A 13385-nucleotide genomic window follows, 5' to 3' on the forward strand; every position below is an offset into this window, starting at 1 on the left:
AGGCGGCATATCCACGATTTCGTCATGCCGGATGCGCTATGCAAGCTCCAGCAGCGCCGCTTCCACCACCTTGCGCGCATCGGCCGTCAGGGCCGCCTGCGGAGGGACGGGGTCGCCGACGTCGTAGCCCTGGATCGCCAGCCCCGCCTTGATGCAGGCGGCGAGGTTGAAGCGGGCGAAGGCCTCGTTGATGCGCCACAGCCTGCGCTGGAGCGCCATGGCCTCGTCCCAGCGGCCGGCCTTGCACAGGTCGTAAAGCGCGACGCTCTGACGCGGGACGATGCAGGCAGGTCCCGCCATCCAGCCGAGGCCGCCGATCAGCATCACCGCGGCGGGGATGTGGGCGGAGGCCGAGAACACGCGCAAGGCATCGCCGCAGCGGTTCATGATCGAGAGCAGCCGGCCGGTGTTGGTCGAGGCATCCTTGATGTAGCCGATGCGCGGATGCCCGGCGAGGCGCGCGATGATGTCGAGCGTCAGATCGGAGCGCTGGAATTGCGGATTGGTGTAGATGACGACGGGGATATCCACCGCGTCGGCAATGCTGCGGAAGTAGGATTCGACCTGGGCATCGGCGAGCGGAAAATAGGCTTCCAGGATCGCCAGGATGCCGTCGGCGCCGAGCTTCTGGTACGCTTTCGCCTGTGCGACCGCATCCGCCGTCGTGGTCGCGGCCACGCCGGCGACAACCGGCACACGTCCCTTCGCCGCCTCGATCGTGGTCTGCACGATCGCCGTGCGTTGCACGGCGTTGAGATAGGCGAATTCGCCGGTCGAACCGAGCGGCGTCAGCCCGTGCACGCCGGCGCCGATCAGATCGTCGCAAAGTTTTGCAAGTACGTTCGTGCGCACCGTGCCGTCGGCATCGACGGGCGAGACGAGATAGGGGAAGACGCCGTGAAAATCGGACATGTCAGGTGTGGATCCCGGAAACTGGCTGAGCGCCTGACCGGTATTACCAACGCTCGCGCCCGCGATCAAACCCCGATCAGGCGCACCCGCGTGCCCCAGGGATCGATCGCCTCAACGCCATTCGCGAGCGCCGTGACCTTCGCGCCGCCCTTGCGCAGGCGCTCCTCCTGGGCGGCGAGCAGATCCGGCTTCGCCGTCACCAGTGAGAACCAGGCGAGGCCGGTTGCCTGATCGTCGCGTTGGCCGGCGCCCTGGCTCTGCCAGACGTTCATGCCGAGGTGATGGTGATAGCGGCCCGACGACAGGAACGCGGCGCCGTTGCGCTTGCGCGTCGGATCGAGGCCGATCGTGCCGTGATAGAAGCTCTCGGCCTGCGCGAGATCGCCGACGCGCAGATGCATGTGACCGATGCGCAGACCGTCCGGCGCCTTGGCGTAGTCGGCGACGCGCGTGTTGGTCAGCGACAGCAGGTCGGGGATGTTGAGCTCGTCGGTCGCCATCTTCACGCTGCCCTCGCTCCACTGCCATTGCGAGGGATCGCGGTCGGCATAGACCTCGATGCCGTTGCCTTCGGGATCGTCGAGATAGACGGATTCGCTGACGAGATGATCGGCGAAGCCCGACAGCGGCACGCGATGCGAGGCCGCATGCACCAGCCAGCGCGCGAGGTCCTTGCGCGTCGGCATCAGGAAGGCGGTGTGGTAGAGGCCGGCGGCGTCCCGCGGCTCGATTGCGGCGTCGGGGCGGGCCTCCAGCACCAGCAGCGCGATGCCGGCCGTGCCGAGCGTTGCGGCCGCAGCCGAGCGTTGCATGACGGTGAGTCCGATCACGTCGCGGTAGTAGCCCGCCACCTTGTCGAGATTCTTCACCCGCAGCGTCACCATGCCGACCCGCATCGGCGTACGGCTGGCATAGGTCGGCCCCCCGCCCTGCGGCATACCCTCGGCGCGCGCCGCGGCCGCGGCCATCGCCAGCGAGGTGGCGCCGGCGAGTTGAAGCATGGTGCGGCGGGTGAGGTCGATGGTCATCAATCGGGGCTCGCTGGAAACGCTTGAGCGCCGTGCGGCGCAGTGTCGGCCGATTGCTACACGTTCCCGTGAGCGCCTCCCAATCACATGTTCGTCGGCCGTGGTCTTACGGATCAGCTTGCTTGGCCATTTTTCCTGGCCATTTTCCTGGCCATGCGGCCAGTTACGCGATCGGCCGCGACATCCCAGATTGAGGACAACTTACAGGAGCCAGCCATGACCGACCCAACTCCTCTGTCCTCACTGTCGTCCGCTCTCGCGGATGTGGTGGCCCGCACCGCACCGTCCGTCGTCTCCGTGCACTCGCACCGCTCCCGCGCGACCGGCTTCGTCTGGAAGCCAGGCCTGATCGTCACTGCAGACGAGGCCCTGGCTGACGAGGGGGAGGTCGAGATCGGCCTCCCTGACGGCGGCACCGCGGCCGCAACGATCGCCGGCCGCGACCACACGACCGATATCGCGCTGCTGCGCATCGATGCCGGCCCCGCGCCAGTCAAGCTGGCCGCCACCATCCCATCCCTTGGCGCGCTGTCGGTCGTGGTCGCCACCCATCGCGACGCGCCGAGCGCCGCGCTCGGGATGGTGTCGCTGTCCGGCAAGAGCTGGCGCAGCCTGCGCGGCGGCGACATCGACGCGCGGATCGAGCTCGACGTCCGCCTGCGCTCCAGCCAGCAGGGCGGCCTCGCGCTCGATGCATCGGGTGAAGCTTTCGGCATGGCCGTGCTCGGCCCCAGGCGCGTGCTGGTGATCCCGACGGCGACAATCGAGCGGGTCGCGGCCCAGCTCGAGACACGCGGCCGCATCGCACGCGGCTATCTCGGCCTCGGGCTCCAGCCGGTGCGGCTCGACGACGGAATCGGCGCGATGGTGATGAACGTCGACAAGGCCGGACCTTCGGCCGCGGCCGGCATCCGCCAGGGCGACGTCATCGTCGCGGTCAACGACCAGAAGCTGTCCGGCGTACGCGCGCTGTCGCGCACCCTGGGTCCGGCGAGCGTCGGCGCGGTGGTCGATGTCGCAGCGCGTCGCGGCGGCGAGCCGGTCAGCTTCAAGGTCACGGTCGGCGAAAGGCCGGAGGCGTGAGCGAGGACGAGACGAAGACGCCGGAGATCGTGCTGTCGCTTGAGATCGACGATCCCGCCCTCGCCGACCGCCTGGCGACGCTGCTCGGCAATGTCGCCGGGCTTCGCCTTGCCGCGCCCGGCGAGCAAGCGGCTGCGACGGTCGTCGCCCGCGACGCGCGCACCATGCCCGACGACATCGCGCTGACGCAGCGCGAGCTCGACGTGCTGGCGCTGATGGCCGAGGGCGGCTCCAACAAGATGATCGCGCGTCAGCTCGGCATCTCCGTGCACACCGTGAAGTTTCACGTCGGCTCGCTGCTGGACAAGCTCGATGCCACCGGTCGTACCGATGCGGTGGCGCATGCCGCGCGCCGCGGCGTGATCGAGCTATGATGTCGCCGGGAAGGTGAGCTGGACCGTGAGGCCCGGCGCATTGTCGTGCAGCGCGATCTCTGCGCCGTGGAGGCCGGCAACGGCGGCAACCAGGCTCAAGCCCAGGCCGTTGCCCGGGGTATAGCGGCTCTGTTCGAGCCGGTAGAAGCGCTTGAAGACGTGATCGCGCGCCTCAACTGGAATGCCCGGACCATCGTCCGCGATCGCGATCGTCGCCCCGCCACCGGCGCCGGCGCCGCGACAGGTCACGGTGACCTGCCCTCCCGTCCGCCCGTGCTTGATCGCGTTATCGACGAGATTGGCGATCGCGTCGAACAGAAGGTCGCGATCGCCCGTGATCGCCACCTCGCGGTCGCCGCCAAGGCTGAGCCGCGTCGCGACCTGTTCGGCTGCGGCATCGTAGAGCTCGACGACCTCGCCGGCGACCTCGGCGAGATTGAGCGCGCGAAAGGCGCTCCTGCGGGCGCGGGTCTCGATCTCCGAGATCCGCGTGATGGAGGCGAACATGCCCAGCACGGCGTCGAGATCGGCGATGGTGTCGCCGATCAGCGCCGCATCTGCCTCGCCTGCGCGCGGGGCATGATAGGCCTTCTCCAGCCGGCCCCGCATGCGTGTCAGCGGCGTGCGCAGATCGTGAGCGACGTTGTCGCTGACCTGCTTGACCTCGCCCATCAGCGTCTCGATGCGATCGAGCATATGGTTGAGGTTTTCCGCCACGCGGTCCCACTCGTCGTGGCTGCCGCGCAAGGGGATGCGCCGGTCGAGACCGGACAGCATGATGGCGCGGCTGGTGGCATTGATCTCCTCGATCCGCCCGACCGTCCGGCGCGTCACCAGCACGGCCGCCAGCCCGGCGAGCACCAGGAGCAACAGGGCGACCGCGACCATCGCAAGCTCGATCATCGCGGTGAAGCCGCCGTGATCGCCGGCGTCACCGACCCGGCTCCGCACAAAGGCAATGGTGCCGAAGTAGACATACGCCATGATCGCGGCGACGATCAGCCCGAACGCCGCGATCGCGATCAGCGCGAGGCGGAAGGTCGAGGAGCGGAGCGTCTTAACCAGGAGCACGGAGGCAATATCCGATGCCGCGGATGGTGTGGATCAACGGATAGGCCTGGGCATCGTCGACCTTGCGGCGGACGCGTCCGACATAGACGTCGATGATGTTGGTGGAGGGATCGAAATGCAGGTCCCAGACGTGCTGGAGCAGCATCGCGCGCGAGACGACGCGGCCCTCGTTGCGGACGAGATATTCGAGCAGCTGGAATTCCCGCGGCAGCAGCGGGATTTTGCGGCCGCGGCGGCTGGCGTTGCGCGCGATCAGGTCGATGGCGAGGTCGCCGACCCGCAAGATCGTCTCCTTGGCGACGGTCTCGCTGCGGCGGCCGAGCGCCTCGAGCCGCGCCAGCAATTCGGTGAAGGAAAACGGCTTGACGAGATAATCGTCACCGCCGGCGCGCAGACCCCGCACGCGATCATCGACCTCGCCGAGCGCGGAGATGATCAGGAACGGCGCGGCGATGCCGTCGTCGCGCAATTGGCGCATCACGGTGATGCCGTCGATGTCAGGCAGCATGCGGTCGATGGTGATCACGGCATAGTTGCGCGCGATGCCATGACTCAGGGCTTCGCGCCCGCTGGCTGCGAGATCGACGTCGTAGCCGGAGGTCGTCAGCTCCTCGACGAGCTGGCCTGCGGTTTCCGGATCGTCCTCGACGACCAGGATGCGACGGTGGCCTCCGGTCATGGCAAACTCCCCGCGACGATCGCCACCAGACTATCCCGTTCCGGGGCTGAGCGGAACCGCCCGATGGCGATCGCGACAATGGTGCGGTACGGCGATGCGACTACCAGTAGTCTCCGCACACATTGACCCATTGCAATCCATAGGGCGTCCAGCTTCTGCGCCAGCAACCATCATTGTAGCCGGCGTAGTAATAAGGCGCGCCGAAGACGGCGAAACGGCGCAAGTGATGGTGATGGAAGAAGGCGTGGTGGCCGTGCCAGCCGACGCCGGCGAAGCCCGGCCCGATCGCGGCATGAGAGAACCGCGCGCCGCCAAACGCCGGCCCGCCGACATGGGCGAAGCGCGCACCACCCATACCGCCGACATGCATGCCACCAAAACCGCCCGCGTGCATGCCGCCGCCGAAGCCGCCGTGGCCGCCGCCACCGAAACCACCACCATGGCCGCCGCCACCGCCTCCACCGCGGGCGAGAACGGGCGAAGCGACTGCCAGCGTCGCAGCCACGGCCGCCGCGACGATGCCCGTGAGAAGCCTTTTGTGCATCGGAAGATCCTCCTTGTCGCGGCGACAGTCTCGCCGCTCCAGGGGATCAGATGAGGAAAATGCGCCTCACCTTCAACTTACAAATGCGCCAGATTCTGACGCGCGTGTTAGGGACGCAGGCTCTCTCCTGGTCATTGCGAGGAGCCCTCGCGACGAAGCAATGACGACGTGGATAGAACTCTCTAGATGTCGAGCAGCTCAAGGCGGGGAGAGTCTGCGACCTCTCCCCGCAAAGAGCAGGGAGAGGCTAAAAGCTCACGCCCGCTTGCCGCCGTTCTTCTCGGCCGCGCGGCGCAGGGCTTCGGCGAGGGCGCCGCCGCCGGAGGATTCCGGCTTGCGCGGGGCCGACGAGGTCATGCGAGCGGGGTTGCGCGAATTGTTGTCGCGCTCCATGCCGGGGGCGTCCTTCTTGGCGCCGACCTCGTCGTCGAGGCGCAGCGTCAGCGAGATGCGCTTGCGGGCGACCTCGAAGTCCAGCACCTTGACCTTGACGATGTCGCCGGGCTTCACCACCTCGCGCGGATCCTTGATGTAGGTCCTGGACATCGCCGAAATGTGCACGAGCCCGTCCTGGTGCACGCCGATGTCGACGAAGGCGCCGAAGGCGGCGACGTTGGTCACGGTGCCCTCGAGGATCATGCCCTTCTTGAGATGCTTGATCTCCTCGACGCCCTCCATGAACACCGCGGCCTTGAACGCCGGACGCGGGTCGCGGCCGGGCTTCTCGAGCTCGCGCAGGATGTCGGTGACGGTCGGCAGGCCGAAGGTCTCGTCGACGAAATCCTTCGGCTTCAGCGTGCGCACGATCTCGCTCGAGCCGATCAGCGCCTTGATGTCGCTCTTGGTGGCCGCGAGAATCCGGCGCACCACCGGATAGGCTTCCGGATGCACGCCGGAGGCGTCGAGCGGATCCTCGCCGCCGAGGATGCGCAGGAAGCCCGCGCACTGCTCAAACGCCTTGGGTCCGAGCCGCGGCACCTCCTTGAGTGCCTTGCGCGACTTGAACGGGCCGTTGGCGTCGCGGTGCGCGACGATGCTCTGCGCCAGGCCGGAGCCGACGCCCGACACGCGGGCGAGCAGCGGAGCCGAGGCGGTGTTGACGTCGACGCCGACGGCATTCACGCAGTCCTCGACCACCGCATCGAGCGACTTGGCGAGCTTGGCCTGGCCGAGGTCGTGCTGATACTGGCCGACGCCGATCGCCTTGGGCTCGATCTTGACGAGCTCGGCGAGCGGGTCCTGCAGCCGCCGCGCGATCGAGACCGCGCCGCGCAGGGTGACGTCGAGACCAGGCAATTCCTCCGAGGCGAAAGCCGAGGCCGAATAGACCGACGCACCGGCCTCCGACACCACGATCTTGGTCATCTTCAACTCGGCGAGGCCCTTGACGAGATCGGCCGCGAGCTTATCGGTTTCGCGCGAGGCGGTGCCGTTGCCGATAGCGATCAGCTCGACGCGATGCTTGAGCGCAAGCTTGCCGAGGATTGCAAGCGACTCGTTCCACTGCCGCTGCGGCTCGTGCGGATAGATCACGGCGGTATCGACGACCTTGCCGGTCGCGTCGGTAACGGCGACTTTGACGCCGGTGCGGTAGCCGGGATCCAGACCCATGGTGACGCGGGTGCCGGCCGGCGCCGCCAGCAGCAGGTCGCGCAGGTTCGAGGCGAACACGCGCACGGCCTCGGTCTCGGCCGCATTCCACAGCCGCATGCGCAGGTCGATGTTGAGATGCACCTGGATCTTGGTGCGCCAGGCCCAGCGGACCGTGTCGACCAGCCAGCGGTCGCCGGCGCGCTTGAGATCGGCGATGCCGAACCGCTTCATGATCTTCAGCTCATAGGCGCTCGGCACGCCCGGCGGCGGCGCCTCGGTCTCGGCCTGGATCTGCAGATCGAGAATCTCTTCCTTCTCGCCGCGGAACATCGCCAGGATGCGGTGCGAGGGCAGTTTCGTCAGCGGCTCGGAAAACTCGAAATAATCGGCGAACTTCTCGCCCTCGGTCTTCTTGCCGTCGCGCACCTTGGAGGCCATGCGCGCATTGGTCCACATCTCCTCACGCAGCACGCCGATCAAATCGGCGTCCTCGTCGAAACGCTCGACCAGGATGGCGCGGGCGCCGTCGAGTGCGGCGGCGGCGTCGGCGACGCCCTTCTCGGCATTGACATAGGCCTCGGCCACGACCTTCGGATCGTTGCCGGACTCTGCCACGAGCTGGTTGGCGAGTGGCTCGAGGCCGGCTTCCTTGGCGACTTCCGCCTTGGTGCGGCGCTTCGGCTTGAACGGGAGATAGATGTCTTCGAGGCGCGCCTTGCTATCGGCGGCGAGAATGGAGGCTTCCAGCGCGGCATCGAGCTTGCCCTGCTCGCGGACCGATTCGAGGATGGCCTTACGGCGGTCTTCGAGTTCGCGCAGGTAACCCAGGCGCTCCTCCAAGGTGCGCAATTGCGCGTCGTCGAGCGCACCGGTCGCTTCCTTGCGGTAGCGGGCGATGAAGGGAACCGTGGCGCCGCCATCGAGCAGCGTCACCGCCGCCTCGACCTGCTCCGCCCCGACCCCAAGCTCCTGCGCAATCTTCTGGTTGATATTTGCCACGCGCGAATCCCTCTATCCAAGCACGCAATGCGGGGACGAACCACCGGCTGCGGGACGCCGCTTATGGACCAACCGGGGTTGATTCATCAAGGTGCGGCGCGCAACCGTCGACAGGGGATTTTTTGTCGCCCAGATGCGATCTCGCCACAATCGTGGATTTGCCGCCGGCGGTCATTATGTTCTTGTCCCGGACGCGCTGCAACGCTCTTGCATTGCGACGCAGAGCCGGGATCCAGAGGCGCCACTGTATGCGGAGACGTGGGCCCCGGCTCTGCGGCGCACCGTCGAAGGGACGCTGCGCCGCGTCCGGGGCACGAGAACGCGAATGGAAGCGCTCGCGTGTTTTGCTCGTCGGGCAGCGCAAGGGATTGTGAGAGACCATCGCTTGCACCTTGACAGCCGCCTCCGTTCGACGACTGTTTGCTCCGCCGGACCACCGAACTCCACGCGAGGACTCCAATGCGGACTTCATCGGTCGGCGTCTTCAAGATCGCCACAAGGGGACCCGGCGACGTTTCCGGCCTCATGGCCATGATCGGCTCCGGCGAGATCGAACCGGCATCGATCCTGGCGATCCTCGGCAAGACCGAGGGCAATGGCGGCGTCAACGACTTTACCAGGGAGTATGCGGTGGCAGCGCTGTGCACGGCGCTGGCGCCGCGGCTCGGCCTTTCCGCGCACGAAGTCGAGCAGCGCATCGCCTTCGTGATGTCGGGCGGCACCGAGGGCGTGCTCAGCCCTCATATCACCGTGTTCACGCGCAGCGAGGTCGCGCAACGGCCGCCAGGCATCTCGGGCAAGCGCCTGAGCATCGGCATGGCGCACACCCGCGATTTCCTTCCTGAAGAGCTCGGCCGCGCCGCCCAGATCACGGAGACGGCGAAAGCCGTGAAAGCCGCGATGGAGGATGCGGGTATCACCGAAACCGCCGATGTCCATTTCGTGCAGATCAAGTGCCCGCTGCTCACCAGCGAGCGAGTCGAGGCGGCAGCCGCGCGCGGCCACAAGACGGCGACGACGAGCGCCTACAGCTCGATGGCCTATTCGCGCGGCGCCTCGGCGCTCGGGGTTGCGGTCGCGCTCGGTGAGGTCGCCTCCGACATCCAAGACGACGACGTGCTGCGGCGCTACGATCTGTTCTCCTCAGTTGCGTCTACGTCATCCGGGATCGAGCTGATGCACAACGTCGTCATCGTGCTCGGTAACTCCGCGTCGTCGGCAAGCGGGTTCGAGATCGGGCATTCCGTGATGGACGACGCCATCGATGCAGCGGCGGTGGTGTCGGCGCTGAGGAGCGTCGGGCTTGGCGTCCAACTTGGCGTCGCGCCGCAAGCCGCCGCGGGCCGCGAGCTCGTCAACATCTTCGCCAAGGCCGAAGCCTCGCCTGACGGCAGCGTGCGCGGCTTCCGCCACACCATGCTCGAAGATACCGACATCAGCTCGACGCGCCATGCCCGCGCCGCCGTCGGCGGCTTGATCGCGGGCCTTGCCGGCACCGGCGCGGTCTATGTTTCCGGCGGCGCCGAGCATCAGGGGCCGGCGGGCGGCGGGCCGGTTGCGGTAATCGCGCGGCTGCCCTATTGACGCGGACCTCTCCGCCCGGCGCAACCCTGCCCCTCGCGCCGGCTCAGTTGATTCACGCGGGCCCTTGCGAAAAAGGTGGAGCCGCATCTCAAGGGATTTTGACTTCATGACTTTGCCGATGAGCTGGAACGAATGGGCGCAGCACGATGGCGTGGGGCTGGCGGCGCGCGTCCGCAAGGGAGAGCTGACGGCAAAGGAATTGGCTCGCCAGGCCGCCGCGGGCGTTGCCAAGGTCAATCCGGCGCTGTCGGGCGTGGTCGAGCTGTTCGAGGACGTAATCGCCGACCCCGCCAAGGACGGCGCCAATCTCGCCGGCCCGTTCGCCGGTCTGCCCTTCCTGATGAAGGATCTGGGACCGACCATGAAGGGCCGGCTCCAGGAGATGGGCTCGCTGCTGATGCGCGGCAATCGCGCCGCTGCCGACACGTTCCTGACCGGTAAATTCCGTCAGGCGGGGCTCAACCTGATCGGACGCACGACGACGCCGGAATTCGGCGTATGCAGCTCGGCGGACAATCCCGCCGTCTATGTCACGCGCAATCCCTGGGACACCGACTACACCACTTGCGGCTCGTCGGCCGGGAGCGCCGCGATGGTGGCCGCCGGCGTGGTGCCGATCGCGCACGCGACCGACGGCGGCGGCTCGATCCGCATTCCCGCCGGCGTCAACGGCAATATCGGGCTGAAGGTTTCGCGCGGCGTGTTCTCGCTCGCGCCGCACATGTCCGACCTCACGGGCCTGGTCTCGATCCAGGGCTGCCAGTCGCGCTCGGTTCGCGACACCGCCGCCTTCGTCGACCACGCCCGCGGGCCTGCGCCCGGCGAGTTCATGCCGTTCTGGACCACGGCTCAGCCCTATTCCGAGATGATCAAGCGCGACCCGGGCAAGCTCCGGATCGCGCTGTCGCACAGCTGGGGCGACTACACGGCGACGCCGCACATCGCCGCCGAGCTGGAGAAGACCGGCCGCTTCCTCGAGGGCCTCGGCCATCACGTCGACTACGCGCTGCCCGAGCTCGATTTCCGCGCCGCGTTCGAGGCGCAGACGACCTGCTACATCTCGAATTTCGCCGTGGTGATCTCCAACATGCTTGCCGCGCGCGGACTGGAAAAGCCGCCGGAAGATCTCATCGAGCCCATGAACATCCGTATCTGGGAAGCCGGCCGGCAGACGAGCTTCGCCGAGCGGGCGAAGATGCAAGGCGTGTTCAATACGACCTCACGCGGTTTCGGCGCGTTCTTCGAGCAGTGGGACGTGATCCTGACCCCGATCACGGCGCTACCGACGCCGAAGGTCGGCACCAGGGAATACCTCACCATCTCCGACAATCCCGACGTGCTCGACTGGTTCGGCAATCTCTGGCGCTTCTTCGCCTTCACGCCGCTCGCCAATCTCTGCGGCATGCCCGCGATCTCGATGCCGATGGCGACCCACGAGCACGGCCTGCCGCTCGGCATCCAGGCGATCGGCAAGCAGGCCAATGACGGCCTGTTGCTGCAACTCGCCGCCCAGATCGAGCGCGCGCTCGACGGCAAGTGGAACGGCGGCAGGAAGCCGAAGGTGCATGTGAGCTGAGCGAGTTGATCGCATTGACTTGCGATCGCGCCGCCTGCCTCAATTCTTGACCGCCGGTATTTCCTCCTCCGCCGGCTGCTGCCGCCCCTGCTGATACATCGCGAGCGCCTTGTCGAGAGCCTCGCGCAGCGCCAGCGCCGCGGCCACGCTGCAACGTAAGTGCGCGGTCTGGACCACGTCGACCCTGACGGCGGCGCCGACCGGCATCAAGAGGTTCGCCGCGAGCTCGATCTGGATCGCGCCGTTGTGGTGGCCAAAGCAGGACGCGCCGTCGAAATAGATGATCGGCGCCCGCTCCGAGCTGGAGCTCGAAATGGTGACGGGCCCCTGGCTGGTGGCGGGCGTTTCGGGGTCGGCCATGAGCACTCCTTACAGCTAGTCGAGAGACGATGCGCTCACCATCGTTGCTTCGGCCCGCCCTGTCGAGGCTAAACCGCCCCGGCGGGAGCGCCCTGCCACGCGCAGTCGGGGTTTTGCGCGGCGCCCGCCACTGGTCTAGAACGTCGTCATGTCCACATCACCAACGCCCACTCCACCCGCCACGCTCCCGTTCGAGGAACTCGCCGAAGCGATCAAGGGCCGCCGCTCCGATTACGGCCATATCAGCGGGCTCCAGCTCGACCGCTTCGCGCCGGCCGAGGCCTGGTCCAGCCTCCCCTACCGGCCCGTCTTCGTCGGCGACACCGAGACCGGCGTGCTGCATGGCGGCGTCGTCACCGCGATGCTGGACGAAAGCTGCGGCATGGCGGTGCAACTTGCGCTCGACGGCACGCGCGCCATCGCAACCCTCGATCTGCGGATCGACTACCAGAAGCCTGCGACGCCGGGTCTCGCCATCAAGGCGCATTCGGTCTGCTATCGCACCACGCGCTCGATCGCCTTCGTGCGCTCCACCGCCTACCAGGAGTCCGAGGACGATCCGGTCGCGACCGCGACCGCCTGCTTCATGATCGGCGCCAACCGCACCAACATGCTCGCGGACCGCAGAATGGATGCGCGCAGCATCCCGACGCTGGAAGCGCCGGAGGATCAGGACGGCCCGTTCGCGAACAGCCCGTTCGCGCGCTGCCTCGGCATCCGTGTCAACGACGACGGCACGCTGACGATGCCGTTCTCCCCGCAGATCATCGGCAACCCGATCCTGCCCGCGATCCATGGCGGCATGACCGGCGCCTTCCTCGAGACCAGCGCAATCGTCGGCGTGGCGCGCGAGCTCGGCGTCACCGCGCTGCCGAAGCCGATCGGCCTCACCGTCAACTACTTACGCTCCGGCCGCGCACTCGACACTGTTGCCAATGTCTCGATCGTGAAGCAGGGCCGGCGCATCGTGGCCTTCGAGGCGCGGGCCTGGCAGGACGATGCCAACAAGCCGATCGCCACCGCTTTCGGCCATTTCATGCTGCGCCCGACGCCCGGAAGCGACGAGGAATAGGCGTATTTTCCCTTGACGGCCGGGGGCCGGGCCACAACGATAGCGCGTTCCCGCGAGAGGTATTGGGTTGCGGCATCCGCTCGACATTATCGCCATGTTCGCCGCGCTCTGGCTGCTGGCGTCGATGATGCTCGACGCGCTGACGCCGAAGGAGCTGACGGCGGTGATGATCGGCATCGCCATCGGACCCGCCATCGTCATCACCGCCGTATTCTACTATCTGCGCTGCCCGCGCACCGATTTCGCGGTGATGTTCGCAGCGCTCTGGCTGATCTCCGACATCGCCATCGCGTTCATCTCGCCGACCCAGCTGCCGCATTTCCTGATCGCGCTCGGCTTCGTGCCGGCCCTGCTGATCGGCATCGTGCTGCACTGGCAGCGCTTCCAGCGCCGCCACGAACGGCTGCCGCTGCCGTCAGCCAAACGCAGCTAGAGCATGATCCGGAAAAGTGTGACGCGATTTTCCGAAAAGATCATGCTCAAGATAAAAAGCTAAAGCACGATGACTTG

13 protein-coding genes are annotated in these 13385 nt (G+C 67.1%); 6 read left to right on the forward strand and 7 right to left on the reverse strand.

Annotated elements, in window-relative coordinates; genetic code table 11:
• Positions 1–36: 36 nt before the first annotated feature.
• The gene (locus NR187_RS15240; protein ID WP_211381667.1) at positions 37–912 is read right to left on the reverse strand and encodes a dihydrodipicolinate synthase family protein; all 876 of its coding nucleotides are present in this window, start codon (positions 910–912) and stop codon (positions 37–39) included.
• A gap of 65 nt (positions 913–977) precedes the next feature.
• A complete protein-coding gene (locus NR187_RS15245) occupies positions 978–1940 on the reverse strand; it encodes a VOC family protein (protein WP_256806966.1) in 963 nt (320 codons plus the stop codon).
• A 216-nt stretch (positions 1941–2156) separates the two neighbouring features.
• On the opposite strand from NR187_RS15245, the gene NR187_RS15250 reads away from it, so the two are divergent.
• Complete coding sequence (locus NR187_RS15250; protein WP_211381665.1) at positions 2157–3023, forward strand: S1C family serine protease; 867 nt, start codon at positions 2157–2159, stop codon at positions 3021–3023.
• Complete coding sequence (locus tag NR187_RS15255) at positions 3020–3397, forward strand: response regulator transcription factor (protein ID WP_211381664.1); 378 nt, start codon at positions 3020–3022, stop codon at positions 3395–3397. The genes NR187_RS15250 and NR187_RS15255 overlap by 4 nt, the downstream gene beginning before the upstream one ends.
• On the opposite strand, the gene NR187_RS15260 is transcribed toward NR187_RS15255, so the two are convergent.
• The 4 genes from NR187_RS15260 to NR187_RS15275 all read right to left on the reverse strand — a co-directional run bounded on the left by NR187_RS15260 (position 3392) and on the right by NR187_RS15275 (position 8283).
• Positions 3392–4468: an ATP-binding protein gene (locus NR187_RS15260; protein WP_256806967.1), complete on the reverse strand. Its 1077-nt coding sequence runs from the start codon at positions 4466–4468 to the stop codon at positions 3392–3394. The genes NR187_RS15255 and NR187_RS15260 overlap by 6 nt on opposite strands.
• Positions 4455–5147: a response regulator transcription factor gene (locus NR187_RS15265; protein ID WP_211381662.1), complete on the reverse strand. Its 693-nt coding sequence runs from the start codon at positions 5145–5147 to the stop codon at positions 4455–4457. The genes NR187_RS15260 and NR187_RS15265 overlap by 14 nt, the downstream gene beginning before the upstream one ends.
• Before the next feature lie 100 nt (positions 5148–5247).
• Positions 5248–5691 (reverse strand): hypothetical protein, encoded by a 444-nt coding sequence (locus tag NR187_RS15270; protein ID WP_256806968.1) that lies wholly within the window; start codon positions 5689–5691, stop codon positions 5248–5250.
• Positions 5692–5946: 255 nt separating this feature from the next.
• Entirely contained in the window at positions 5947–8283 is a 2337-nt protein-coding gene (locus tag NR187_RS15275; protein WP_256806969.1) for a Tex family protein, read from the reverse strand.
• A gap of 459 nt (positions 8284–8742) precedes the next feature.
• Here NR187_RS15275 and NR187_RS15280 point away from each other — a divergent pair, with 459 nt between their 5' ends.
• Complete coding sequence (locus NR187_RS15280; protein WP_211381659.1) at positions 8743–9867, forward strand: ring-opening amidohydrolase; 1125 nt, start codon at positions 8743–8745, stop codon at positions 9865–9867.
• 106 nt (positions 9868–9973) lie between these two features.
• Positions 9974–11443, forward strand: a complete 1470-nt coding sequence (locus tag NR187_RS15285; RefSeq protein WP_211381658.1) for an amidase — start codon at positions 9974–9976, stop codon at positions 11441–11443.
• A gap of 39 nt (positions 11444–11482) precedes the next feature.
• Here NR187_RS15285 and NR187_RS15290 read toward each other — a convergent pair whose 3' ends face one another.
• A complete protein-coding gene (locus NR187_RS15290) occupies positions 11483–11803 on the reverse strand; it encodes a hypothetical protein (RefSeq protein WP_211381657.1) in 321 nt (106 codons plus the stop codon).
• 148 nt (positions 11804–11951) lie between these two features.
• Here NR187_RS15290 and NR187_RS15295 point away from each other — a divergent pair, with 148 nt between their 5' ends.
• Together NR187_RS15295 and NR187_RS15300 are read left to right on the forward strand one after the other, a co-directional pair.
• Positions 11952–12875, forward strand: a complete 924-nt coding sequence (locus NR187_RS15295; RefSeq protein WP_211381656.1) for a PaaI family thioesterase — start codon at positions 11952–11954, stop codon at positions 12873–12875.
• Between the two features lie 67 nt (positions 12876–12942).
• Entirely contained in the window at positions 12943–13308 is a 366-nt protein-coding gene (locus NR187_RS15300; RefSeq protein WP_211381655.1) for a hypothetical protein, read from the forward strand.
• Positions 13309–13385: the final 77 nt, after the last annotated feature.

Source organism: Bradyrhizobium sp. Bra64 (genome assembly GCF_024519875.1).
Taxonomy (GTDB): domain Bacteria; phylum Pseudomonadota; class Alphaproteobacteria; order Rhizobiales; family Xanthobacteraceae; genus Bradyrhizobium; species Bradyrhizobium japonicum_G.